At 59.0% G+C, this 24615-nt stretch carries 26 protein-coding genes; 12 read left to right on the top strand and 14 right to left on the bottom strand.

The annotated features are described in order from the left end of the window. The first annotated feature begins 5 nt into the window (after positions 1-5). Positions 6-2327, top strand: a complete 2322-nt coding sequence (locus ACM6I0_RS24730; protein WP_414923520.1) for a response regulator — start codon at positions 6-8, stop codon at positions 2325-2327. Here the strand turns inward: ACM6I0_RS24730 and ACM6I0_RS24735 are convergent. The 3 genes from ACM6I0_RS24735 to msrB form a co-directional block, all read right to left on the bottom strand. Continuing rightward, entirely contained in the window at positions 2311-2772 is a 462-nt protein-coding gene (locus tag ACM6I0_RS24735; protein ID WP_038982224.1) for a MarR family winged helix-turn-helix transcriptional regulator, read from the bottom strand. The two genes, ACM6I0_RS24730 and ACM6I0_RS24735, sit on opposite strands and share 17 nt — an antisense overlap. Then, positions 2769-3254: a glutathione peroxidase gene (locus ACM6I0_RS24740; protein WP_090186405.1), complete on the bottom strand. Its 486-nt coding sequence runs from the start codon at positions 3252-3254 to the stop codon at positions 2769-2771. Before ACM6I0_RS24740 ends, ACM6I0_RS24735 begins: the two co-directional genes overlap by 4 nt. Before the next feature lie 103 nt (positions 3255-3357). After that, complete coding sequence (gene msrB / locus ACM6I0_RS24745; protein ID WP_223519212.1) at positions 3358-3753, bottom strand: peptide-methionine (R)-S-oxide reductase MsrB; 396 nt, start codon at positions 3751-3753, stop codon at positions 3358-3360. Between the two features lie 225 nt (positions 3754-3978). Between msrB and ACM6I0_RS24750 the strand changes: the two genes are divergently transcribed. Both ACM6I0_RS24750 and htpX read left to right on the top strand, forming a co-directional pair. Continuing rightward, a complete protein-coding gene (locus ACM6I0_RS24750; RefSeq protein ID WP_090188845.1) occupies positions 3979-5190 on the top strand; it encodes a pyridoxal phosphate-dependent aminotransferase in 1212 nt (403 codons plus the stop codon). A 316-nt stretch (positions 5191-5506) separates the two neighbouring features. After that, a complete protein-coding gene (gene htpX / locus ACM6I0_RS24755) occupies positions 5507-6394 on the top strand; it encodes a protease HtpX (RefSeq protein ID WP_285430574.1) in 888 nt (295 codons plus the stop codon). 179 nt (positions 6395-6573) lie between these two features. Here htpX and ACM6I0_RS24760 read toward each other — a convergent pair whose 3' ends face one another. Further along, complete coding sequence (locus tag ACM6I0_RS24760) at positions 6574-7227, bottom strand: thiopurine S-methyltransferase (protein WP_414923521.1); 654 nt, start codon at positions 7225-7227, stop codon at positions 6574-6576. A gap of 103 nt (positions 7228-7330) precedes the next feature. Here ACM6I0_RS24760 and ACM6I0_RS24765 point away from each other — a divergent pair, with 103 nt between their 5' ends. Beyond that, complete coding sequence (locus ACM6I0_RS24765; protein ID WP_414923522.1) at positions 7331-8098, top strand: DODA-type extradiol aromatic ring-opening family dioxygenase; 768 nt, start codon at positions 7331-7333, stop codon at positions 8096-8098. A 75-nt stretch (positions 8099-8173) separates the two neighbouring features. Here ACM6I0_RS24765 and ACM6I0_RS24770 read toward each other — a convergent pair whose 3' ends face one another. Beyond that, a complete protein-coding gene (locus tag ACM6I0_RS24770; protein WP_059403638.1) occupies positions 8174-9847 on the bottom strand; it encodes a DEAD/DEAH box helicase in 1674 nt (557 codons plus the stop codon). Between the two features lie 422 nt (positions 9848-10269). Here ACM6I0_RS24770 and ACM6I0_RS24775 point away from each other — a divergent pair, with 422 nt between their 5' ends. Then, entirely contained in the window at positions 10270-11061 is a 792-nt protein-coding gene (locus tag ACM6I0_RS24775) for a crotonase/enoyl-CoA hydratase family protein (RefSeq protein ID WP_414923523.1), read from the top strand. Positions 11062-11227: 166 nt separating this feature from the next. Here ACM6I0_RS24775 and ACM6I0_RS24780 read toward each other — a convergent pair whose 3' ends face one another. After that, complete coding sequence (locus ACM6I0_RS24780; RefSeq protein WP_285430563.1) at positions 11228-11983, bottom strand: spermidine synthase; 756 nt, start codon at positions 11981-11983, stop codon at positions 11228-11230. Positions 11984-12131: 148 nt separating this feature from the next. Here ACM6I0_RS24780 and ACM6I0_RS24785 point away from each other — a divergent pair, with 148 nt between their 5' ends. After that, positions 12132-13478 carry a class II 3-deoxy-7-phosphoheptulonate synthase gene (locus ACM6I0_RS24785; protein ID WP_414923524.1) on the top strand — a complete coding sequence of 449 codons (1347 nt, stop codon included), beginning with the start codon at positions 12132-12134 and terminating at the stop codon, positions 13476-13478. Positions 13479-13529: 51 nt separating this feature from the next. Here ACM6I0_RS24785 and ACM6I0_RS24790 read toward each other — a convergent pair whose 3' ends face one another. Then, positions 13530-14759, bottom strand: a complete 1230-nt coding sequence (locus ACM6I0_RS24790) for a winged helix-turn-helix domain-containing protein (RefSeq protein WP_414923525.1) — start codon at positions 14757-14759, stop codon at positions 13530-13532. A 64-nt stretch (positions 14760-14823) separates the two neighbouring features. After that, positions 14824-15039 carry a DUF1127 domain-containing protein gene (locus tag ACM6I0_RS24795; RefSeq protein WP_285430557.1) on the bottom strand — a complete coding sequence of 72 codons (216 nt, stop codon included), beginning with the start codon at positions 15037-15039 and terminating at the stop codon, positions 14824-14826. A gap of 96 nt (positions 15040-15135) precedes the next feature. Here ACM6I0_RS24795 and ACM6I0_RS24800 point away from each other — a divergent pair, with 96 nt between their 5' ends. Beyond that, positions 15136-15990 (top strand): LysR family transcriptional regulator, encoded by an 855-nt coding sequence (locus ACM6I0_RS24800; protein WP_208669309.1) that lies wholly within the window; start codon positions 15136-15138, stop codon positions 15988-15990. On the opposite strand, the gene ACM6I0_RS24805 is transcribed toward ACM6I0_RS24800, so the two are convergent. Beyond that, positions 15980-16714, bottom strand: a complete 735-nt coding sequence (locus ACM6I0_RS24805; RefSeq protein ID WP_414923619.1) for a sulfite exporter TauE/SafE family protein — start codon at positions 16712-16714, stop codon at positions 15980-15982. The genes ACM6I0_RS24800 and ACM6I0_RS24805 overlap by 11 nt on opposite strands. A gap of 124 nt (positions 16715-16838) precedes the next feature. Here ACM6I0_RS24805 and ACM6I0_RS24810 point away from each other — a divergent pair, with 124 nt between their 5' ends. The 3 genes from ACM6I0_RS24810 (at position 16839) to ACM6I0_RS24820 (ending at position 19090) form a co-directional block, all read left to right on the top strand. Further along, positions 16839-17795, top strand: a complete 957-nt coding sequence (locus tag ACM6I0_RS24810) for a LysR family transcriptional regulator (RefSeq protein ID WP_414923526.1) — start codon at positions 16839-16841, stop codon at positions 17793-17795. A gap of 69 nt (positions 17796-17864) precedes the next feature. Continuing rightward, on the top strand, positions 17865-18326 hold the full coding sequence (locus tag ACM6I0_RS24815) for a MarR family winged helix-turn-helix transcriptional regulator (protein WP_285430551.1): 462 nt from the start codon (positions 17865-17867) through the stop codon (positions 18324-18326). 344 nt (positions 18327-18670) lie between these two features. Beyond that, the gene (locus tag ACM6I0_RS24820) at positions 18671-19090 is read left to right on the top strand and encodes an organic hydroperoxide resistance protein (protein WP_010461312.1); all 420 of its coding nucleotides are present in this window, start codon (positions 18671-18673) and stop codon (positions 19088-19090) included. Between the two features lie 128 nt (positions 19091-19218). Here ACM6I0_RS24820 and ACM6I0_RS24825 read toward each other — a convergent pair whose 3' ends face one another. Together ACM6I0_RS24825 and earP are read right to left on the bottom strand one after the other, a co-directional pair. Beyond that, a complete protein-coding gene (locus ACM6I0_RS24825; RefSeq protein WP_007943632.1) occupies positions 19219-19788 on the bottom strand; it encodes an elongation factor P in 570 nt (189 codons plus the stop codon). A 48-nt stretch (positions 19789-19836) separates the two neighbouring features. Continuing rightward, positions 19837-20985: an elongation factor P maturation arginine rhamnosyltransferase EarP gene (gene earP / locus ACM6I0_RS24830; RefSeq protein WP_414923527.1), complete on the bottom strand. Its 1149-nt coding sequence runs from the start codon at positions 20983-20985 to the stop codon at positions 19837-19839. Positions 20986-21109: 124 nt separating this feature from the next. Between earP and ACM6I0_RS24835 the strand changes: the two genes are divergently transcribed. Together ACM6I0_RS24835 and ACM6I0_RS24840 are read left to right on the top strand one after the other, a co-directional pair. Next, positions 21110-21520: a hypothetical protein gene (locus tag ACM6I0_RS24835; protein ID WP_414923528.1), complete on the top strand. Its 411-nt coding sequence runs from the start codon at positions 21110-21112 to the stop codon at positions 21518-21520. Positions 21521-21522: 2 nt separating this feature from the next. Next, positions 21523-22005 carry a GreA/GreB family elongation factor gene (locus tag ACM6I0_RS24840; protein ID WP_414923529.1) on the top strand — a complete coding sequence of 161 codons (483 nt, stop codon included), beginning with the start codon at positions 21523-21525 and terminating at the stop codon, positions 22003-22005. 6 nt (positions 22006-22011) lie between these two features. Here ACM6I0_RS24840 and cysB read toward each other — a convergent pair whose 3' ends face one another. From cysB to ACM6I0_RS24855, 3 genes are all read right to left on the bottom strand, one after another. Beyond that, positions 22012-22986 carry an HTH-type transcriptional regulator CysB gene (cysB, locus tag ACM6I0_RS24845; RefSeq protein WP_008148549.1) on the bottom strand — a complete coding sequence of 325 codons (975 nt, stop codon included), beginning with the start codon at positions 22984-22986 and terminating at the stop codon, positions 22012-22014. A 113-nt stretch (positions 22987-23099) separates the two neighbouring features. Continuing rightward, positions 23100-23603: a universal stress protein gene (locus tag ACM6I0_RS24850; protein WP_285430543.1), complete on the bottom strand. Its 504-nt coding sequence runs from the start codon at positions 23601-23603 to the stop codon at positions 23100-23102. A 93-nt stretch (positions 23604-23696) separates the two neighbouring features. After that, positions 23697-24602: a 5'-nucleotidase gene (locus ACM6I0_RS24855; RefSeq protein WP_222587871.1), complete on the bottom strand. Its 906-nt coding sequence runs from the start codon at positions 24600-24602 to the stop codon at positions 23697-23699. Between the last annotated feature and the right edge of the window lie 13 nt (positions 24603-24615).

The following is a 24615-nucleotide window of genomic DNA, read 5'->3' on the forward strand; positions in this document are numbered from 1 at the left end:
ACCCCATGGATATCAAGTTCACCCAGCGGCTGTCATACAAGCAAGCCAGGCTTACTGTGCTTGTCGGATTCATTCTGGGCACGCTGCTCAGCCTGCTGCAAATTGGCATCGATTATGCCAGCGAAGACGCTTCCATCAACCGCGAAATACTGTCTTTGCTGGAAATCAGCCATAACCCGGCCTCGCGTATCGCTTACAACATCGACGCTGAACTCGCCCAGGAACTGACCATGGGCCTGCTGCGCTCGCCAGCGATCATCAACGCGAAACTGACCGACAACAACAGTACCGTGCTGGCCAGCGTCAAACGACCGGCCATGCAAAACAATTACCGGATGATCAGCGACTTCCTGTTCGGCGCCAACCGCCAATTTGAAGACCGCCTCTACCTCGACCACTTGCCGAACGAATCATTGGGCACCTTGCAGCTGCAAGTCGATACGTACGCCTTTGGCAGCCGCTTCCTGCGCCGCGCCGAGGTGACATTGCTCAACGGCTTCGCCCGCAGCCTGATCCTGACCGGCATTTTGCTCGCATTGTTCTACGTCATGCTGACCAAGCCACTGGTGCGGGTCATCCGTGAACTCAGTGGTCGCGATCCGCGTAGCGCAGAGCCTACTTCACTGGAATGCCCGGCCGGACACGCCAACGATGAAATCGGCGTTCTGGTCAAAGTGGCCAATCAACAGTTCGAAAACATTGCCACCGAGATTCAGCAACGACGCAACGCCGAAAATCGCCTCACCGACTATTTAGGGCAACTGGAAAACATCGTCTCGGCCCGCACCGCCGAGCTCAAGGCGATCAACGCCAGGCTCAGTCAATCCAATCAGGAGCTGGAAATCGCCCGCAGCACCGCGCTGGACATGGCCGAAGCGCGTGCGGCGTTCCTGGCGAACATGAGCCATGAAATTCGCACGCCGCTCAACGGCCTGCTGGGCATGATCGCGCTATCGCTCGACGGCCCGCTCAATGCCGAGCAACAGCAACAACTGTCCATTGCCCATGACTCGGGCAAAGTCCTGGTGGAACTGCTCAACGATATCCTCGACCTGTCGAAGTTCGATGCCGGTCAACTCGAACTCGAACACATCCCCTTCGACCTCGGCTCGCTGATCGAAGACACCGCCAACCTGCTGTCGCAGAACGCCGCGCCGAGCGTCGAGCTGACCTGCCTGATCGATCCGCACTTTCCGGCGCTGGTTCTAGGGGATCCGACCCGGGTCCGGCAGATCGTCAGCAACCTGTTGTCCAACGCCCTCAAGTTCACCCGCTTCGGTCGCGTCGACGTGCGTCTTTCCACGTTCGAGGACGGCGTACGCATTGAAGTCTGCGACACCGGGATCGGGATTGCCCAGGATGCCCAGGTCAAGATTTTCCAGCCCTTCACTCAGGCCGGTGCTGGCATCACCCGCCAGTTCGGCGGCACCGGGCTGGGTCTGGCGCTGACCTACAACCTCTGCGAAGCCATGCAGGGGCGTCTGACCATCAGCTCTGAAGCAGGCTTTGGCAGCCAGTTCTGCGCTGACCTGCCGTTGCCCTCACACACCCGGGCCATGCCGCCGATACCTTTGCCCGGCAAGGTCATCGCGATCACGGCCGCCAGCAGCGGCTTGGCCGAACTGTTGAAAAAACTGTTGCCCGGCTGGGGACTCGACTATCAACAGCGCTCCATTGATGACTCGTTGATCGGCCTGAACTGCGACGTGCTGATTACCGACTGCCCCGAATGCCTGTTCCGCCTGCGTCCTACTCTGGACGCCCCGATTCTGCTGGTGACCGCCTACGGCAACTTCATGCCCAGCGAACAAGCGAGCGCCCTGGCGCCCTTGCAACAGCAGGCGCGTCCTCTGGCGCGCAATGCGCTTTACCAGACATTGCGGCGGATTTTGCAGCCTGAAACCAACCTGATCAACGGCGCCCGGGTCGAAGCACTCACCGCCCTGAAACGCGGGCGCGTCCTGTTGGTGGAAGACAACCCGGTCAATCAACTGGTGGCGAAGGGCATGCTTGGAAAGCTCGGTTGCGAGGTGATCGTCGCCGCTCATGGCGCCGAAGCGCTGGATCAGCTCGAGCAAAGTGAATTTGACCTGGTGTTGATGGACTGCAACATGCCGGTGATGGACGGCTATGAAGCCAGTCGGCAAATCCGTCGCAGTGGGCGCTGGCCACAATTGCCCATCGTCGCCCTGACCGCCAACGCCATGTCGGAGGAACGCGAACGCTGCCGCGCGGCGGGCATGAGCGACTACCTGGCCAAGCCCTTCCGCCGGGAAGAACTGGCCACCCTGCTCGACTTGTGGATACCGACTACGACAGTGCTTTGATTTGCCCCAACAAGTGATCGAGGCCGTCGCGCAGATCGTTCAGGCGATCCAGATCCACGCCGCTGTCACACAACAGGCGAGCCTTGAGCGGCCCGACCTGATCGCGCAATGCCTTGCCAGCTGGCGACAGGCTCAAGTGCACTTCGCGCTCATCGCGCGCCGAACGCTGGCGTTGCACCAGTTGCAGCTGCTCAAGACGCTTGAGCAGCGGCGTCAGGGTGCCGGAGTCCAGCGCCAGACGCTCACCCAGCGCCTTGACCGTCGGCTGTTCTGGTGCCGCTTCCTGCCATTCCCACAACACCAGCATCGCCAGGTACTGCGGATAGGTCAGGCCGAGTTGATCGAGCATGGGCTTGTAGGCACGGATCACCGCCCGCGACGCGGCGTACAGCTTGAAACACAGCTGACTGTCGAGCTTGAGCGAATCGACTGACAACGTGTTCATTTGAGCAGGGCTTCGATCTCGCGGCTAAGGTCCTGCGGCTTGGTCGCGGGGGCGAAGCGCTTGACCAACTGACCGTCCTTGCCGATCAGGAACTTGGTGAAGTTCCACTTGATGCCTTGGGAACCGAGTACGCCCGGTGCGCGCTTTTTCAACTGCACAAACAGCGGGTGAGCCCCGGCGCCGTTGACTTCGATCTTTTTGAACAGCGGGAAACTGACACCGAAATTCAGCTCGCAAAACTCGGAGATCGCCCCTTCATTGCCAGGCTCTTGCTTGCCGAACTGATTGCACGGAAAGCCGAGGACCACCAGGCCTTGATCCTTATAGGTCTGCCACAGCTCTTCGAGGCCTTTGTACTGAGGGGTGAATCCGCATTTGCTGGCGGTGTTGACCACCAGCACGGCTTTGCCGGCGTAATCGGCCAGGGTCTTTTGCTCACCCGTGATGGTGGTGCAAGGGATACTCAGCAGGTTGTCGCTCATGGTCCGGACTCTGAATGAGGGAAGATGGGCTAAACATAGCGAGCAATTGAATTGTGTGCAATTTAATAATCCGATGAGCGATCAATGGATCGCTCCCGGGTTCTTACTCGCGCGGCACCAGGTCCAGGCACACCGAGTTGATGCAATAACGCAGGCCGGTCGGAGGCGGGCCGTCCGGAAACACGTGACCCAGGTGCGCATCACATTTGGCGCAGACCACTTCGGTGCGGATCATGCCGTGGCTGACGTCACGGATCTCGACCATCGCACTGTCACCGATCGGAGCGTAAAAGCTCGGCCAGCCGCAGCCGGAGTCAAACTTGGTCTTGGAGTCGAACAACGGCTCGTTGCAGCAGATGCAGTGGTACACACCGTCGGTCTTGGTGCCGTTGTATTTACCGGAGAACGGACGTTCGGTGCCCTTGAGGCGGCAAACGTTGTATTGCTCCGGGTCGAGCATTGCCTTCCATTCTTCCAGGGTTTTTTCCAACTTTTCCATCGTCACACCTCAGCAGCTGAAAAAGCCCGATCTGTACCTTTTCCACGGATCAGGCGGCACGTATGATTGCGCCTCGTCAAACGCCAGTCTGGCAGCCACGCCACGCGCATTCAAACGGATTATGAGTGCCGCGACTCAAGGCGTCAGACCTGTGTGAAGACGCAGGATTCCCAGTACGGTCGTTCATACGACGCCTGGATCGTTCATTTTCGGGAACACATCGCCATGCAGGTCAGCAAATCGAACAAGCTCGCCAACGTCTGCTATGACATTCGCGGCCCAGTGCTCAAGCACGCCAAACGCCTGGAAGAGGAAGGCCATCGCATCCTCAAGCTGAACATCGGCAACCCTGCGCCTTTTGGTTTCGAAGCGCCGGATGAAATCCTTCAGGACGTGATCCGCAATCTGCCGACGGCCCAGGGCTACAGCGATTCCAAGGGTCTGTTCAGCGCGCGCAAAGCCGTCATGCAGTATTACCAGCAAAAGCAGGTCGAAGGCGTCGGCATTGAAGACATCTACCTGGGCAACGGCGTTTCCGAGCTGATCGTGATGTCGATGCAGGCATTGCTGAACAATGGCGACGAAGTACTCGTGCCGGCCCCGGACTACCCGCTGTGGACCGCCGCTGTCAGCCTGTCTGGCGGCAACCCGGTGCACTACCTGTGCGACGAGCAGGCCAACTGGTGGCCGGACCTGGCTGACATCAAGGCCAAAATCACCCCGAACACCAAGGCGCTGGTGATCATCAACCCGAACAACCCGACGGGCGCGGTGTACTCCAGGGAAGTGTTGCTGGGCATGCTCGAACTGGCGCGCCAGCACAACCTGGTGGTGTTTTCCGACGAAATCTACGACAAGATCCTGTACGACGATGCCGTGCACATCTGCACCGCTTCCCTGGCGCCGGACCTGTTGTGCCTGACCTTCAACGGCCTGTCCAAGTCCTATCGCGTGGCCGGATTCCGCTCCGGCTGGATCGCCATTTCCGGTCCGAAACACCACGCACAGAGCTACATTGAAGGCATCGACATGCTGGCCAACATGCGCCTGTGTGCCAACGTGCCGAGCCAACACGCGATCCAGACCGCCCTGGGTGGTTATCAAAGCATCAACGACCTGGTGCTGCCACAAGGTCGCCTGCTCGAACAACGCAATCGTACCTGGGAACTGCTTAACGACATTCCGGGCGTGAGCTGCGTCAAGCCGATGGGGGCGCTGTATGCGTTTCCGCGGATCGACCCGAAAGTCTGCCCGATTCACAACGATGAAAAGTTCGTGCTCGACCTGCTGCTTTCCGAGAAGCTGCTGGTGGTACAAGGCACGGCGTTCAATTGGCCTTGGCCGGACCACTTCCGCGTCGTGACCCTGCCCCGGGTCGATGATCTGGACATGGCCATCGGCCGGATCGGCAACTTCCTCAAATCCTATCGCCAATAAACTGCCTGTTACCGTGCGACGCCTACGAATGTCGCACGGTGATTGATTCAGCAACATATCTCTTCGCCCCGCCTGACATCATCGCTGCCAACGATGGCTCTTGCCACGTTGCGTGGCCGCGCCTAATAACGACGGGGTCCGGGAAGCGAATCGGCTGACAAACGCATCGCGCATCAACCTCGGAAATGCCCTGCATGCAGCTAGACTGTTGCCGTAGGACACAGTTTGAAATAGTCACCCGGTTGAATAGCCCGGTGCAGCACCTTATATACCCCGCAGTACGCTACATCTTTAGCATGAGGAGATTTCTACAACCATGATGCGCATCCTGCTGTTTTTGGCCACTAACCTGGCGGTCGTGCTGATTGCCAGCATCACCCTGAGCCTTTTCGGCTTCAACGGGTTCATGGCGGCCAACGGGGTTGATCTCAACCTCAATCAGCTGCTGATTTTCTGTGCGGTCTTTGGTTTCGCAGGCTCGTTGTTCTCGCTGTTCATCTCCAAGTGGATGGCGAAGATGAGCACCAGCACCCAAATCATCAGCCAGCCACGCACCCGTCATGAGCAATGGCTGCTGCAGACCGTCGAGCAACTGTCCCGCGAAGCAGGGATCAAGATGCCCGAAGTCGGGATTTTCCCGGCGTACGAGGCGAATGCGTTCGCCACGGGCTGGAACAAGAACGACGCACTGGTCGCGGTCAGCCAGGGCTTGCTCGAACGATTCACGCCGGATGAAGTAAAGGCCGTTCTGGCCCACGAAATCGGCCACGTGGCCAATGGCGACATGGTGACCCTGGCATTGATCCAGGGTGTGGTGAACACCTTCGTGATGTTCTTCGCCCGGATCATCGGCAACTTCGTCGACAAGGTGATCTTCAAGAACGAAGAAGGCCAGGGCATCGCTTATTACGTGGCGACCATCTTTGCCGAACTGGTCCTGGGCATTCTGGCCAGTACCATCGTCATGTGGTTCTCGCGCAAACGCGAGTTCCGTGCTGACGACGCCGGTGCACGCCTGGCCGGCACCAGTGCAATGATTGGTGCCCTGCAACGCCTGCGGGCGGAACAGGGTCTGCCGGTGCACATGCCGGACACCTTGAACGCCTTTGGCATCAATGGCGGCATCAAACAAGGGTTCGCTCGTATGTTCATGAGCCACCCGCCGTTGGAAGAGCGTATTGATGCGTTGCGTCGTCGGGGCTGATCGGCTCCGCACCAACAGAAAAGGCCCGCAGTGATGCGGGCCTTTTTTTGTCTGCTGATAGGTGTGGTGCTCTTCAGGGCTCCTTCGCGGGCAAGCCCGCTCCCACAGTTGACCGAGTCGTTCAAACGGACACGGTCTAAAGTGGGAGCGGGCTCGCCCGCGAAAGGGCTGCCAACCTATTAGCAGGACACCCGGTACACCCGCTCTTCCAGCCGCGTGAGGCCATTCTCGATGAACTTCCCGTTCTCACTCAGCACGTCCTGATCCTCCAGGATCTTCAACGTCCACGATGAGCCGAATAGCCGCTGCACTTCGTCATCCAGCACGGCAAATGGCGGCCCTTCCATTTGCGCCTGATCGTAATCCAGGGTGATCAACAGACCCAGCGAATCCTTCGGCAAAATCCGCTTCAGGTGTTCGGCGTATTGCTCACGCATCTTCGGTGGCAAGGCTATCAACGCAGCGCGGTCGTACAACGCACTGCAATCGGCAACATCGCCAGCCGTCAACGCGAAGAAATCACCGCACCAGATTTCGACCGAGCCCGCGCGATAGACAGTGAAAGGGCCTTGGTCGCTGACGTCCGGGTCAAACTGATGCTCGTGAAAAAAATCTTCCACGGCTTTTTCCGACAACTCGACCCCCAGCACCTCGTGGCCGCATTTCGCCAGCCACAGCAGGTCCAGGCTTTTGCCACACAAAGGCACCAGTACGCGCGCGCCCTCTTCCAGGTCCAACTGCGGCCAGTACCGTTGCAGATATGGATTCACTTGCGGCAGGTGAAAGCCGATCTGATTCGACGTCCACCGCTTGTGCCAAAACTCCGGCTGCATAATTAATCCCGAAAATTCGATCAAAAGACTCTAAAACTTATATTAGATTTAGATCAATGATCTGACTGAAGATGGTGCCATCTTACCCCTCAGGAGCTCTTTCATGTTCCCCAGCCTGTACATATCCCATGGCTCGCCGATGTTGGCACTGGAACCGGGTGCCAGCGGTCCGGCTCTTGCGCGTCTGGCTGCACAAATGCCCAAGCCCAGGGCCATCGTGATTGTATCCGCGCACTGGGAAAGCAACGAGCTGCTGGTCAGCGGCAACCCGCAGCCCGACACCTGGCATGACTTCGGTGGCTTCCCAAAGGCCTTGTTCGAGGTGCAATACCCCGCGCCCGGTCATCCGCAACTGGCGGCAGAGGTTGTCGAGTTATTGAAGGCCGCTGAATTGCCGGTGCGGATTGACCCCAAGCGGCCGTTCGATCACGGCGTCTGGGTGCCGCTGTCATTGATGTACCCGCAGGCCGACATTCCGGTGGTGCAAGTGTCGCTGCCAACCCGTGGCGGCCCGGCCCTGCAAACCCGTGTCGGTCATGCGTTGGCCAGCCTGCGCGAACACGGCGTGCTGTTGATCGGTTCCGGCAGCATCACCCACAACCTGCGCGAACTGGACTGGCATGCCGGCCCGGAAAGCGTGGAGCCATGGGCCAAGTCGTTTCGTGACTGGATGATTGAAAAACTCGCGACCAACGATGAAGCGGCGCTGCACGACTATCGTCAGCAGGCACCGAACGCTGTGCGCAATCATCCCAGCGATGAGCATTTACTGCCGTTGTACTTTGCCCGGGGTGCCGGAGGAGCGTTCAGCATTGCCCATCAAGGCTTCACGATGGGCGCGCTGGGTATGGATATCTATCGGTTTGGCTAACCGGTAGGCCAGGCAAAAAAAATCCCCGAACCAGTCGGGGATTTTTTATGTGCGATCAATCAGCCCGAGAGCGGATCAATCTTCGCGATAACGACGCAGCTTCAACTGCTTACCGGCAACGCGAGTGTCCTTCAGCTTGGTCAGCAGACGCTCCAGACCATCTTCCGGCAGCTCGACGAGGCTGAAGCTGTCACGCACCTGGATGCGACCGATCGCTTCACGTGCCAGGCCACCCTCATTGAGGATAGCGCCCAGCAGGTTCTTGGCGGCGATACCATCACGCGCACCCAGCGCGGTACGGCAACGGGCACGACCTTCGGCCAATGGAACCGGAGCACGACGCTCACGATCACCACGGTCCGGACGATCACCGGTACGCTCTGGACGATCGCCACGCGGTGCGTTGTTCGGCACCAGTGGACGTTCTTTCTCGATTGCAGCCAGGGTCAACGCCTGAGCGTTGGTTGCCTTGCGCAGCAGAGCAGCAGCCAGTGCACGCGGGGTGCAACCGATGTCAGCAGTCAAGCGATCCAGCAGCTCACCGTGAGTCGATTCGGCATCAGCGACCAGCGGCGACAGGCTGTTGGTCAGTTTCTTGATGCGAGCATCGAGAACAGCTTGGGCGTCCGGCAGGCGAACTTCGGCAACCTTTTGACCGGTTACACGCTCGATCACTTGCAGCATGCGGCGCTCACGTGGAGTCACCAGCAACAGCGCACGACCTTCGCGACCGGCACGGCCAGTACGGCCGATACGGTGGACGTAGGATTCCGGGTCGTAAGGCATATCCACGTTGAACACGTGAGTGATACGCGGAACGTCCAGGCCACGAGCAGCAACGTCAGTCGCCACAACGATGTCCAGACGGCCATCCTTGAGGGATTCGATCACGCGCTCACGTTGGTTCTGGGCAATGTCACCGTTCAGCGCAGCGGCTTTGTAGCCTTTGGCTTCCAGGGCACTGGCCAGGTCCAGGGTCGCTTGCTTGGTGCGCACGAACATGATCAGGGCGTCGAAGTCTTCCACTTCCAGCAGGCTCAATACAGCCGAGGTCTTCTGGTCAGCGTGAACCAACAGGTGAGCCTGTTCGATCGCGGTAACGGTCTGAGTCTTGGTCTGGATCTTCACGTGTTGCGGATCGCGCAGATGGCGTTCGGCAATGGCACGGATCGACTGCGGCAAGGTGGCCGAGAACAATACGGTCTGACGGGTTGGAGGCAGAGCCTTGAAGATGACTTCGAGGTCGTCCATGAAACCCAGTTTGAGCATTTCGTCCGCTTCGTCCAGAACCAGGTGGTTCACGGTCGACAGGACTTTTTCGTCGCGACGCAGGTGGTCGCACAGACGGCCCGGAGTAGCGACAACGATCTGTGCGCCATTACGGATTGCTTTCAGTTGTGGGCCCATCGGGGCGCCGCCGTAAACGGCCACAACGGTAACGCCCGGCATTTGCTTGGCGTAGGTTTCGAAAGCGGTTGCTACTTGCAGCGCCAACTCACGGGTTGGCGCCAGGATCAGGGCTTGCGGCTCGCGCTTTGCAGGATCGATGCGATGCAGGATCGGCAGGGCGAACGCAGCGGTTTTACCCGTACCGGTTTGCGCCTGACCAATCATGTCGTGACCGGCCATGATGATCGGGATCGATTGCTGCTGAATAGCCGAAGGCTCTTCGTAGCCAGTCGCGATGACGGCTGCAAGAATATTCGGATTAAGATTAAAAGCGGCGAAGCCGCCGGTTTCCTGGGTCATGGGTCTGCCTCTAAGTGCATCCGCAAAGACCCATGCTCCAAAGCTGCGCATGCCGTGTAAGACTCAAGAGTCGCCCTGGCTGCTTTGTCGGCGGGGATTTGCGAAAACGAATGAATGAAAAAGATTCGTCAAGGGAGAGTCCGCTGTGCGGACGTGCAGCCGAAGCTGACTTCGGGGAATTGCGCTACCTAAACGCGGCCCGGTTAAAGGCCGGCGCGCACTATACCGGAATTCGCCCAAAAAGGGAGCATTATTTGTCGGAAAACTGACGGATTCACCGTTGTGTCACAGGCTTTGCGGATATTTGTGCAACGGTCTATTTTTCAAAGGCCCGGCCCTGCTGACGATGACGCTAAAACGGTTCACCCTTGCGATGCAGACCTTCGGTCTGACCTCTCCTTTGCGCCCCGAGGAAAAGCTTCATGAATCAGTCCGGCTCCAGTCGTGTAACCCGCGAGCGACACGGTCATGTCCTGATGATCGGCCTGGATCGGGTGGCCAAGCGCAACGCGTTCGATCTCGACCTGCTTAATGAACTGAGCCTGGCCTATGGTGAGTTCGAGGCTGACAGCGAGGCGCGTGTGGCCGTGGTGTTCGGTCATGGCGAGCATTTCACCGCCGGGCTCGATCTGGTCAGTGCCAGCGCGGCCCTGGCCGAAGGCTGGCAGGCGCCGCCCGGAGGTTGCGACCCGTGGGGCGTGTTTGCCGGGCCCAGGGTCAGCAAACCAGTGATTGTCGCCGCCCAAGGCTACTGCCTGACTATCGGTATCGAGCTGATGCTGGCCGCAGACATCAATCTCTGCGCCAGCAACACCCGTTTTGCCCAGAAAGAAGTGCAGCGCGGGATCTTTCCCTTCGGTGGTGCCACCTTGCGCTTGCATCAAGTCGCCGGCTGGGGCAATGCCATGCGCTGGCTGCTGACCGGCGATGAGTTCGATGCCCACGATGCACTGCACCTGGGGTTGGTGCAGGAAGTCATGGCCAGCGAGGATCTGCTGCCGCGGGCAATTGAATTGGCTGAGCGCATTGCCCGGCAGGCGCCGCTGGGGGTTCAGGCGACGTTGATGTCTGCGCGCCAGGCTCGTTACGAAGGGGAAACCGTGGCGGCGCAGGCGTTACCGCCGATGGTGAAGAAGCTGTTGGCAAGCGAGGATGCCAAGGAAGGTGTGCGGTCGATGATCGAAAAGCGGCCGGGCGTCTTCAAAGGAGTCTGAGGAATGCGCTGACCGGAAGTAAGTCATCGTCGGAGCGCCGCCCGGAGCAAGCTCGCTCCCACAGGGATCTTCAGTGAACACAATATCTGTGTATTAAAAAGATCCCCTGTGGGAGCGAGCTTGCTCCGGGCGGCGCTCCGACGATGGGGCCATCACAGACACCGACTTATGTCGCCGGACGAATCGCCTTGATCAACGACTGCAACGAATAGCCCAACCGCGGCGCCAACCCTTCAGCCCGGGCAATCAGCCCATCCATGTCCAGCTCCTGGTCCAGCTCCGAAGGCACCAACAAAATCACATTGCCCTCCTTCACCGGCAGCTCCCAGTAATGGCGGTGATAGAGCCCGCGAAACAGCGCCGCGCCTAATGGTTTGCCGTCGTCGGTGGCCCATTGATTGATCACCAGCCAGCCACCCGGATTCAGGCGTTTCTGACAGTTTTCCAGAAAACCCCATGCCAGATGCCCGACACCCGGGCCGACATCGGTGTAAAGGTCGACAAAAATCAGGTCCGCCGGCTCTGCCGTCTCCAGCAGCTCCAGCGCATCGCCGACGCGAATGTAAAGACGCGGATCGTCATCCAGGCCAAGGTATTCGATGGCCAGGCGCGGCACGTCCGGGCGCAGCTCGATGGCTTCGACGTCTTCGAGCGGCAGAAACTTGAGGCACGCCTGAGTCAGCGTTCCAGCTCCCAAGCCCAGAAATAAAGCGCTTTCCGGGTGTTCGTGACACAGCGCGCCAATCAGCATTGCCCGCGTGTAATCGTATTCGAGCCAGCTTGGATCGGCGGTGAATACGCAGCTCTGCTCGATGGCATCACCGAACTCCAGAAACCGGTAATCGGCCACTTCCAGCACGCGAATCACGCCGAACTCATCCTGTACCTCGGCGAGCAGATGCTCGACGCGCTCCTCAGTCATTTCGTCTCCTGATCGTTGCCGGCCCGGCAACGCGATAAACCGCAACATGTAGCGGCAAAGGCGCGATTGTCCGCGAAGCGACTGGAACAGGTCACGCACTAATTTGCTGATAACATGGACGTCCGAGCGGAAAAACCTAGAGAACATGATGAGCCAACCCTGGAGTCCTGACAGCTGGCGCGCCCTGCCGATCCAGCAACAACCCCACTATCCTGACGCCGCGCATTTGCAGCAGGTCGAGCAAACCCTGGCCAGTTACCCGCCGCTGGTGTTTGCCGGTGAGGCTCGGGAGTTGCGCCGTCAGTTTGCCGAAGTGACCCAAGGCCGCGCGTTTCTGCTGCAAGGTGGCGACTGCGCCGAGAGCTTCGCCGAGTTTTCCGCCGCGAAAATTCGCGACACCTTCAAAGTGCTGCTGCAAATGGCGATCGTCATGACCTTCGCCGCCGGTTGCCCGGTGGTCAAGGTCGGGCGCATGGCCGGTCAGTTCGCCAAGCCGCGCTCGTCCAACGACGAAACCATCGACGGCGTCACCCTGCCCGCCTACCGTGGCGACATCGTCAACGGCATCGGCTTCGACGAAAAAAGCCGCGTACCGGATCCGGAACGCTTGCTGCAGTCTTATCACCAGTCCACCGCAACCCTGAACCTGCTGCGGGCCTTCGCCCAGGGCGGGTTTGCCGATCTGCATCAGGTACACAAGTGGAACCTGGATTTCATCGCCAACTCGGCGCTGGCTGAAAAATACAGCCATCTGGCCGATCGCATCGATGAAACCCTGGCCTTCATGCGCGCTTGCGGCATGGACAGCTCGCCACAATTGCGCGAGACCAGTTTCTTCACCGCCCACGAAGCCTTGCTGCTGAACTACGAAGAAGCCTTCGTGCGCCGCGACAGCCTGACCAACGATTATTACGATTGCTCGGCGCACATGCTGTGGATCGGCGACCGCACCCGCCAGCTTGACGGTGCCCACGTCGAATTCCTGCGTGGGGTGAACAACCCGATTGGGGTCAAGGTCGGCCCGAGCATGAATCCTGATGACCTGATTCGCCTGATCGATGCGCTCAACCCGGACAACGATCCAGGTCGCTTGAACCTGATCGCGCGGATGGGTGCGAACAAGGTCGGCGATCATTTGCCGCAACTGATCCGAGCCGTACAGCGCGAAGGCAAGCAGGTGCTCTGGAGTTCGGATCCGATGCACGGCAATACCATCAAGGCCAGCAGCGGCTACAAGACCCGCGACTTCGCGCAGATCCTCGGCGAGGTGAAACAGTTCTTCCAGGTTCACGAAGCGGAAGGCAGTTATGCCGGCGGTATCCACATCGAGATGACCGGGCAGAACGTAACCGAGTGCATTGGCGGCGCGCGGCCGATTACTGAAGACGGGCTGTCGGACCGGTATCACACTCATTGTGATCCGCGGATGAATGCCGATCAGTCGCTGGAGTTGGCGTTTCTTATTGCCGAGACCTTGAAGCAGGTTCGACGCTAAACCGCATCGCTTCCATCGTCGGAATGCCGGCATTCCGACGATGGAACGAGGTCAGTCACCACCGATCCGAGCCAATGCCACCCGCAACCGCGCCGCACTCTCGCGCTGACAATTCAACTGAATCCGCTCCAGCCCCAACCAATCCGCCATCTGCCGCAGATTGACCGCCAACGCCAGCATCCCGGCCTCGTCCAGCCCTGGCTCTTCCTCATGCACGGCATGCACGGCCAATCGGCTCAACGCTCGCTCGGCGCGCAGGTCAACCCGCGCGGCTATCCGTTCATGATGCAAAAACGGCAACACGTAATAGCCGTAGACCCGCTTGTCCTGAGGCGTATAGATCTCCAGCCGGTAACGAAAATCGAACAAACGCTCGGTTCGACTGCGCTCCCAGATAAGCGAATCAAAAGGTGACAGCAACGCGCTGGTCTCGACTTTGCGCGGCACTTTCGGCTCGGGCAGGCAGTACGCCGGTTGGCGCCAGCCCTGCACCTCACAGGCCTGCAACTCACCCGCTTCCACCAGTTCCGCCAACCGCAGCCGACTGTCCGCCGGGTTCAGGCGAAAATAATCGCGCAGGTCCTTTTCCGTACCGACACCCAATGCCGTCGCGGCGTGCAACAACAGCCCGCGCTGGGCCTCGGCCTCACTGAGTATCGGTTGTTGCAGTATTGCCGAAGGAATCACCCGCTCCGGCAGGTCATAAAGACGCTCGAAGCCACGCCTGCCGGCGACGGTGACTTCACCGGTGGCGAATAACCATTCCAGTGCATGCTTCTCAGCACTCCAATCCCACCACGGCCCTGCCCGCTCTTGACGGGTCGACAGGCTTCCTGCGCCCAAGGCACCGAGCTCCTCGACCGAAGCCAGGACCCGACGAATTGTGCCTTGCTGCTCACGCCCGAATCGCGCCAGTTGCTGATAGATGTCTTCGCCGCGGGTAGCACGCTGCATGCGCCAGCGCATCAGGGGATACATCGACAAGGGCAGCAATGAGGCTTCGTGGCCCCAATACTCGAACAACGTGCGTCGCCGGCCCTGACTCCAGGCAGCCTGGTCGAGCAAATCGGGTGAGTAATTACCAAGACGGGAAAACAGAGGAAGGTAGTGCGAACGAACCAAAGCATTGACCGAATCGATCTGCACAATGCCCAGTCGTTCGATCAGCCGGTTGAGCTGAACCGGTTTGATCGCCGCCGGCGGTTGCCGCCCGTTGAACCCTTGGGCGGCCAGCGCCAGACGTCGAGCCTGTTTGAGGGTAAAGGACACTGTTGCGGGCATGAGCATCTCCTTGTCTGCTCGCAACCTACCTCACCGGGAAGGGGTTTGAGTAGCGATGGGCTCATCATTTATGCATCGGATCGTCCCAGAACGGTCTGACCGATTCATGCTCTACATCCGCACGACTCACGCCGATGTCTTTCAATGCTTCGTCGCTCAAGCTCGCCAGCAGTTCACGCTCACGATGAAGCTCGTACCAGCGACTAAACTTGTGCAGCAGATCGGATACCGCGTGGATTGAGAGTTTTTCTTCCGTTACATGTTCGTTATGACCTTTCATCTTGATGTCCTCCGTTGGGGATGGCTCAAGTCTCGCCCGAGCGCTAAGATCAATCCAACGAATGTTTCTGATGGTAACCATCTCGGAGATTGATGGATGTCGGCGTACCCCAGTATCGATACCGATGTACTGCGCACCTTTGTCGCCATCGCCGACCAAGGCGGATTTACCCGTGCCGGTGAACTGGTCAACCGCACGCAGTCCGCGGTCAGCATGCAGATGAAGCGCCTGGAAGAGGACGTATTGCAGCGCCAGTTGTTCGAGCGCGACGGGCGTCAGGTCAAGCTGACGGCGGAAGGCCAGGTGCTGCTGGGCTATGCGCGGCGCATCCTCAAACTCCACAGCGAAGTCTTCAATACCCTGCGCGAGCCGCACATGGTCGGCACGGTGCGCATCGGCACGCCGGATGATTATGTGATGCGCTTCCTGCCAGGAATTCTGTCGCGCTTTGCCAAGATCTATCCGCTGATCCAGATCGAAGTTCACTGCGAATCAACCAAGCAGTTGCTCCAGCGTCAGGACCTCGATCTGTCGATCATCACTCGGGAGCCTGGCACCGAAATTGGCCAGTTGTTGCGCAAGGAGCGTTTTGTCTGGGCCGAAGCCCAATGCTTCAGCGCCCATGAGCAGACGCCGTTGCCGCTGGCGATGTTCAACAGTGATTGTTTCTGCAGGCTGTGGGCGTGTAATGCGCTGGACGCGATGGGGCGCGATTACCGCATCGCCTATAACAGTTCGAGTCTGTCGGCGTTGATGGCCGTGGTCAGCGCCGGTCTGGCCGTCACCGCGCAACTGGAAAGCCTGATCACGCCGGACATGCGCATTCTCGGTGCCGCCGAAGAGCTGCCGCTGTTGCCGGAAGCCTGCATCATGCTGGTGCGCAACCTGCACAACCCGTCACCGATCACCGAGTGTCTGGCCGAGCATATCGTCGAAGGCTTCAAACTTTAAACGCGAGCATGACCGCGCACAGCACCAGGAACCCGCAGAACAACCCGCGCAGCAATCGCTCCGGCATGGCGTGGGCAATTCTCACGCCCCAACTGATGCTCATCAAGCCACCGGCCGCCAAGGGCAGGCCGATTAGCCAGTCCACCTGATGGTGCACCGCATAAGTCACCAGCGTGACGCCGGTGCTGGGCAGCGCCAATGCCAGCGATAACCCCTGAGCCACCACCTGGGTGGTGCCGAACAGACTGGTCAACACCGGCGTTGCCACCACGGCACCGCCAACCCCAAACAATCCGCCCATGGTGCCGGATGCCGCACCCAGGACTCCCAACCATGGCCAGGAATAGCGCATCTGTGCAGAGGCCGGCGCGTTGGCGGTAAACATGCGCACAAGGTTGTAAGCCGACAGGACGATCAGGAAGGCGACAAAGCCGATTCGCATGGTTTGTGCGTCGATCCCCACGGCCCAGATCGAACCGAGCCAGGCAAAGCAGAAACCCATCGCGGCCAACGGCAGCGCATGACGCATTTCGATGCGATTGCGCTGGTGATAACGCCACAGCGCCAGCATCACATTGGGCACCACCATCACCAGAGCCGTGCCTTGGGCGATCTGTTGATCCAGACCGAACAGCACACCCAGCAATGGTATCGCGATCAAGCCGCCGCCAATGCCGAAGATGCCGCCCAGGGTTCCTAACGCTGCGCCGAAGGCCAGGTACATGAAGATCTCAATCACAAGCGATTTTCCTTTTGTCAGGCCGCCCATCCTACGCAGTCGATGCTGGCGGGGAAACGCACAGCAACGCACAATGGCTGTGCCAACTTCGCATAAGCACTGACTGACGATGAACCCCAATCTATTGACCGAACAGCTTGGCCTGTTTCTTGATGTGCTGGAAACCGGCAGCTTTTCCGCCGCATCCCGGCGCCATCCGCTGACACCTTCGGCGGTGGCGCGACGTATCGACAGTCTGGAAAACGCCGTGGGCAGCGCGCTGTTTATTCGCAGCACTCACGCGGTGCGGGCCACGCCTGCGGGCCTGGCATTTGCTGATCGGGCGCGGCGGATTGTGGCTGAGTTGCGTCTGGCCCGCGCTGAAGCGGTGTCCTTGAGCAGCGCGCCGGAAGGCTTGATCAGAATAGATGCCCCAGCGGCGTTTGGCCGACGGCATCTGGCGCCGGTGATTGCTGACTTCCTCATGCTTTACCCCGGACTCGACGTGCAACTGCATCTGATCGACAGTTTTGTCGACATGCAGGGTCTTAACCTTGGCAAGGTCGATCTGGTGCTGCGCGCCGGTCAATTGGCCGACACCCGACTGGTGGCCACGCCGCTGGCGAGCATGGTGCGTGTTGCCTGCGCCAGCCCCGACTACCTGAAACGGCGTGGAGTGCCCACCGACCCCGCACAACTGAGCGAACACGACGGCCTCGACTGGGACGGCCTCGCCCCGCCGTTCGCCTGGCGTTTTGCACGGGACGGACACCTGCACTTGCACCGCCCGGCACGCATCCGCATGAGCGCAAACAATGCCGAGGCACTGGTTTGCGGTGCGCTGGCCGGGTTGGGTGTCGCGCATTTGCCGACCTGGCTGGCCAGCGAATACCTGGTACGCGGTGAATTGCTGCCGCTGTTCTGCGAGAACGGTCTGCCACCGCCGGAAACCACAGGGATCTATGCCCTGCGCCTGGCGCAACAACCCAATTCACGCAGTCGCTTGTTGCTGGAATACCTGAAGACGCGGTTCAGCCCCATCCCGCCATGGGATTTGGCGCTGCAGAACAATCTGGATCGCCACTAGTCCAGAATTATCTGGCGCATTAAAGATTCGCCCGCTAGATTCATGACGATCACTGATCAAGGTTTTGAAATGGACACCGAGCGCAACACCCCTGACAACTACGAACAGCTGCTGCTGGATAACCAGATCTGCTTCGCCCTGCATTCCACTTCGCTGCTGATGACCAAGGTCTACAAGCCGCTATTGCAGGCGCTGGGCCTGACCTATCCGCAATACCTGGCGATGATGGTGTTGTGGCAGAAAGACGGATTGACCGTCGGTGAAATCAGCTCGCAGCTGCTGACCGATCCCGGCTCACTGACGCCTCTGCTCAAGCGTCTGGAAGTCGAAGGCCTGCTGACCCGCACCCGCAGCCGCGAAGACGAACGGGTGGTGATTGTTGAACTCACCGAACAAGGACGCGCGTTGCGCGACAAGGCACGCAGCATTCCCCAATGCATCCTCGCTGCCAGCGGACAGACGCTGGAGCATCTGCAGAAGCTGCAAGCGGAGCTTCAAGACCTGCGCAGCAATCTGCAAGACAGCCTCTGATTCTAAAACCACCATAATTCCCCTGTGGGAGCGAGCCTGCTCGCGATTATCGGTCTGTCATTCAGCATTGATGTTGACTGACAAACCGCTAATCGCGAGCAGGCTCGCTCCCACATTTGTTTTGCGGTGCCCTCTCTGCCCCCGCGCCACTTAAAAAAACCATTCGCCGAAATCTTGCTGCGACAGCTCTATCTCGGCACTCCCAACCAAGACCCGCCTGAAAGCCAAAACTTTTTTAAAAATTTATCTTGCGCGCTAAATATTAGCGCGATACATTCACCTCGCACTTACTTAGCGCGCAAACATTTAGCGCAGAACACTCAAACCCGAACGAGGCTCACACCATGCAAACTCTCTACACCGCAATCGCAACTTCCACCGGTGGCCGTGACGGTCGTGCGGTTTCCAGCGACAACATCCTCGACGTCAAACTCGCCACCCCGAAAGAACTCGGCGGTGCCGGCGGCGCAGCAACCAACCCTGAACAACTGTTCGCAGCCGGTTACTCCGCCTGCTTCATCGGCGCACTGAAATTCGTCGCCAGCCAGACCAAACGCAGCATCCCGAACGACGCTTCGATCACCGCCCATGTCGGCATCGGCCAAATCCCTGGTGGCTTCGGTCTGGACATCGATTTGCACATCAGCCTGCCGGGGCTTGAACAAGCCGACGCGCAAAGCCTGGTCGAAGCTGCTCACCAGGTCTGCCCGTACTCGAACGCAACTCGCGGCAACGTCGATGTACGCCTGCACGTTACCGTCTAAGCACTGGCGTGTTCAGCCAAGTCTGCGAAGAGCTCAAGCAACACCTGAAGAATTGAGGTCTGCGTGTTTCTGGCAGGCATAAAAAAGCCCGACTCAATGGTCGGGCTTTTTCATTCCTGAAGCGGTGCTTATTTAGCACGGCCTTTGTAGGAACCGCCTTCGCGGGTATCGATCTCGATCATGTCGCCGATTTCGATGAAGTCAGCAACCGACAGCTCGGTACCGTTCTTCAGTTTGGCAGGCTTCATTACCTTGCCGGAAGTGTCACCGCGAGCGGAACCTTCGGTGTAGTCAACCTGACGCACGATGGTGGTCGGCAGTTCTACGGAAACCAGACGCTCTTCGAAGAAGATCGCTTCGCAAACATCGGTCATGCCTTCTTCAACGAAAGGCAGAACGGCTTCGATGTCTTCAGCGTTCAGTTCGTACATGGTGTAGTCGGTGGTGTCCATGAACGTGTAGGTGTCGCCGCTGATGAAGGACAGGGTCGCTTCTTTGCGGTCGAGGATTACGTCGTCCAGTTTGTCGTCGGCGCTGTAAACGATTTCGGTCTTGTAACCGGTCAGCAGGTTTTTCAGCTTGGTCTTCATGATCGCGCTGTTACGACCGGATTTGGTGAATTCAGCTTTCTGAACCAGCCAAGGATCGTTTTCGAGACGGATCACGGTACCGGGTTTCAGTTCTTTACCAGTTTTCATTGCGAATATCCGAATTTGGATGGGATTTACAAAAATCTAGGCCGCGTATCATATCCAATTTACATAAAACTGTACCAGCGCTGCGGCAAGATCAGCCTGCAAGGCCTGTTCCAGACACCACGCCTCGGCATGTTTTTGCAGCTCGGGCCAGTGTTTACGGGTCGCTAGCCAGTGGTCAGACATATCATGACCTGCATTCCACGTTCGCCAAAGACCGCTGATCGCCTCGCGGGCAGGCTCGGACAGGCCTTTGACGTATAGCGCGAGGAAGGCATCGAGCTTATCCAGGTGAATGTCTTCGTCCTGCCGATAGATATGCCAGAGCAGCGGCCGACCGGCCCATTGTGCGCGGACAAAGGAATCTTCGCCGCGCACGGCGTTGAAATCACAGCACCACAGCAGGTGGTCGTATTGATCCTGCCGGACGAACGGCAACACCTGGACGGTCAAGGCTTGGCGAACATGCACCGCGCCGGCCGCTAACCCATCAACGCCCAGCCAGCGTTCGACATCCCCCAGGATCCGGCCTTCAGGCACCAGCAGATGCGTGGGCGTCGAATCAGCGGCCATCGTATCGAGCCAACTGGCCAGCCCGGCATTCTCGTAGGCGAACAGCGAGATCAGTTGAGCGTTTGACGCACGATCAATCCCCAGGCCGTGAAGGAATTCACGCTGAGCTTCAGGGTTTTGCTGAAATTGCCTACGTCGCTCAAGCAGACCGCTTTCACGCAGCAACCCACCGGTGCCTTTTTGAAAGCCTGGGAAGAAGAAGTATTTCTGCACGCTCTTGTACTTCACAGATGGCAAACCGTGGCAGCCGACCACCCAGTCCTCGGCGCTCAGGTAATCGAGGTTCATCCACAGCGGCGGCTTTTCCCGCGCAGCCATCGCGTCCATGTAGAGGCTTGGCAATTGACAGGCAAACGCGGCGATCACCACATCCGCCGCTTCGGTGGGTAGCCAGTCGGTTGGCCAATGACGCACCTCCACTCCCTGCTGCCACTGCTGCGAAGCTGCTCTTTCGATTTCTGGACAGATCTGTTCGAAGGCTCGCAGATCATCGACCCACAAACGTACCGCGATCGAATGCTCGGTCACGAGCTGTCGGGCCAGGCGCCAGGTCACGCCGATGTCGCCAAAGTTGTCGACCACGGTGCAAAAAATATCCCAGCGCCAGCGGTTGTTCACTTGAGGCATTCCAGGCTCCCGTTGGCAAAGGCGCCGATTGTCCGCATAAATTACCTCGTGCAGAAGAGCCGACGGCGATTAATCTTCGTGCGACAATCGCCATTCCCCCGCGAACACCCGCCAGGAGGCAGCCATGCCCTACCGTCCCAACCCGCGCCGCCCGTTGCCAGTCCAGCTCAATGCGTTGCAGCTCAGCGGCAGCATTGCCCTCGGCGTATGGCTGGGGTTCATCGCCATCGCGTTGACCTGCTGGCTCGCCTCGCGCCTGCTGTTCAGCGAGCAACTCGCGCCCGTGGCTGCTGTGGTGGAGCAATTGGCCAAACCGCCGGAAGCGGCGCGCCAGGTGCCGGACATCCCGCCGCAAAGCCCGATATTCCAACAATACGAAGAGAACCTGCGCAAGAATGAGCAGCAGCAACGAATGGATCAGGCCCGCAGCAGCAGCCGCAATCTGTCCAATCCGAAATGCCAGTTCTGGCTGCAACAGGACCAGACCGCGCCGAGCGAAAAAAGCCGCGCCAACGTCCTGCAATTCTGCGACTGATCATGAATAAACACTCTGTCCACCAACTGATTCTCGCCAAGCTGCGCATCGATCTCGACATCGCCGAGCGTGCCGCGCAAACCGCGTACGAAACCGCGACCCACGAAGAAAACATTGCCGAAAACAAGTACGACACCTTGGGCCTGGAAGCTTCTTATCTGGCGGCTGGACAGGCTAAACGGGTGGAAGAAATCAGGCAGTCACTCGCGCTTTGCCAGAACCTGACCCTGCGTCCGTATGACGAACAACGCGGGATCGAAGTGGGCGCCCTGCTGGGTCTGGAAGACGAAAAGGGTCGTGAACAATGGTTGTTCCTGGCCCCCGATGCGGCGGGTTTGAAGGTCGATCTGGTGGGGCAGATGATTACCGTCATCACCCCTCGCTCACCGCTGGGCAAAAGCCTGCTGGGCAAGTTCGAAGGGGACGAGGTGGAGATTCTGGTGGCAGGCGCTCGGCAACAGTTTGCTGTTACCGAGGTTGTTTAAGCAGGATTAATGGACCGGCAATTCGACGCCGTCGAACAGCTCTTCCAGTTCCTGTTTGTTGTGGCACTGAATGGCCTTGGCCATGACTTCACGAGTCAGGTGCGGTGCAAACTTCTCGATGAAGTCGCACATGAAACCACGCAGGAAAGTGCCGCGACGGAAACCGATTTTGGTGATGCTGGATTCGAACAGATCGCTGGCATCGAGCATGACAAGGTCGCTGTCGAGTTTGGCATCGACCGCCATTTTCGCCACGATGCCCACGCCCAGACCCAAGCGCACGTACGTCTTGATGACGTCGGCGTCGGCGGCGGTGAACACCACTTTCGGCGTCAGGCCGCGGTGGCTGAACGCTTCGTCGAGTTTCGAACGACCGGTGAAACCGAACACGTAGGTCACGATCGGGTATTCGGCCAGGGCTTCGAGGGTCAGCTTCGACAACTTGGTCAACGGGTGGCCCTGAGGCACGACCACGCAGCGGTTCCAGCGATAGCACGGCATCATCACCAGGTCACCGAACAGCTCCAGCGCTTCGGTGGCAATGGCAAAATCCACCGTACCGTCAGCCGCCATTTCAGCGATCTGCATCGGTGAACCCTGGTGCATGTGCAGGGCAACGTCCGGGTATTGCTTGATGAAATTGCTGATCACCGGTGGCAACGCGTAACGCGCCTGGGTGTGCGTGGTGGCGATCGACAGGGTGCCTTTCTTCTCGTTGGAGAACTCCTGGGCAATCTGCTTGATGCTTTCAACCTTGCGCAGGATCTCGCCAGCGGTGGTGATGATGCGCTCGCCGGCCGGGGTGACGCGGGTCAGGTGCTTGCCGCTGCGGGCAAATACTTCAACGCCGAGTTCGTCTTCCAGCAGACGGATCTGTTTACTGATGCCCGGTTGCGAGGTGTAAAGGCTTTGGGCGGTAGCGGAAACGTTGAGGTCGTGGTGCGCCACTTCCCAGATGTAGCGCAGTTGTTGAAGCTTCATATGAATCCCTCAAAGCAGGTAGACGCCACGGGCATCAGCGACGGTATATAACTATATTAATGGTTTGAAGAATAAATCTAGAACTTTTTCATCAAACTGCCACTATTCTTGCTTTAGCGATCCCCTTTGCGGCGACGCTCTACCAGCGGCACCAGGTACACCGGCACCGGAGACAGTTGCAACACCCGCGCAGCGGTCCTGCCCAGAGGCGTTTCCGCGCCAGCACGATGGCTATGACTACCTACGATCAACAAATCCACGGAGAGTTTCTGCGCCTGGTCGAGAATCACCTGCGACGGATCGCCCTGCAGCACCCGCACCGCTTGAATCCGCGCCAGGTCCAGTTCCCCTTCATCCCCCAACTCTTCGCGAAAGCTTTCGAGCACCCGCTGCTCGATATTGGCAATCACCGTGTTCAGTCCCTGGCTGTGAAACTCGTTCAAGGCCTGCTCATCGAGGTAGCTCTGAAGTACTGATTCGGCAAACAACCCCATCGGCTCAACCGCATGCACCACATACAGGTCGGCATTGAAGGTTTGCGCCAGTGCCAAGGCATGCTGCATCACCAACGGTGCGTACAGACCGAGGTCAGTGGCATACAGCATCGAACGAATCATATGACCTCCTCGTGCCAATATGGCGGAGATTTGATTCAGCTTAGCAGCGCCGTGGCGAGTACGACGTCTGACGTAACACATTGAACAGTGGGCTTAAACTTTTTGTTCATTGCTTATGCCGTGGGGCACGTGACCAGTGGCAACCACTTCACGGGCCAGTTCGCAATGGCCCGCCTGGTCATCGAAAAACACGTCAGCGGCAAAGGCTTCGAGGAATGCCGACTTGGTCAGGCCGCCAAGAAACAGCGACTCGTCCAGACGAATATCCCACTCACGCAAGGTGCGGATCACCCGTTCGTGGGCCGGTGCCGACCGCGCCGTCACCAGGGCGGTGCGGATCGGACACGCGTCATCGGGGAACTCGCGCTGCAACAGATTGAGGGCGGCGAGGAAGCCTTTGAACGGGCCACCCCGCAGCGGTTCGCGGGCCGATTCGCGCTCGCTGGCCTGAAACGCTTCCAGCCCACCGGACTGATAGACCCGTTCCGACTCGTCGGAAAACAGCACCGCGTCACCGTCAAAGGCAATGCGCAGTTCATCGCTGGCCGCGCGGCTGGCACCGCCCGACAAAATAGTCGCGGCGGCGAAGCCGGCGTCCAAAGCACTGCGCACATCTTCGGCATGGGTCGACAAAAAGAGATCACAGCCGAATGCCTTGAGGTAAGGATAAGGACTGCGCCCACCGACAAACGCCGCCCGGGAAATCGCCAGGCCATAGTGATGGATCGAGTTGAACACCCGCAGGCCGGTGTCGGCGCTGTTGCGCGACACCAGGATCACCTCGACCCGGGCGCGGCCGAGGCGGGTATTCAGGCTCAGGAGTTTTTCCACCAGCGGAAAAGCATCGCCGGGTTCGAGGATCTCGTCCTCGTGTTCAATCTGATATTGCCGGTAGGCCTCGACGCCGCTCGACAGATAGACCTTGTGGCTTTCGCTCAGGTCGAACAGTGCCCGTGAAGAAATCGCCAGCACCAGTTTGTCGTCGATAGTCTTTGCCATGCCCTTCCCCCTC

Origin of the sequence: Pseudomonas sp. IT-P294 (assembly GCF_949767865.1) — a bacterium.
GTDB lineage: Bacteria > Pseudomonadota > Gammaproteobacteria > Pseudomonadales > Pseudomonadaceae > Aquipseudomonas.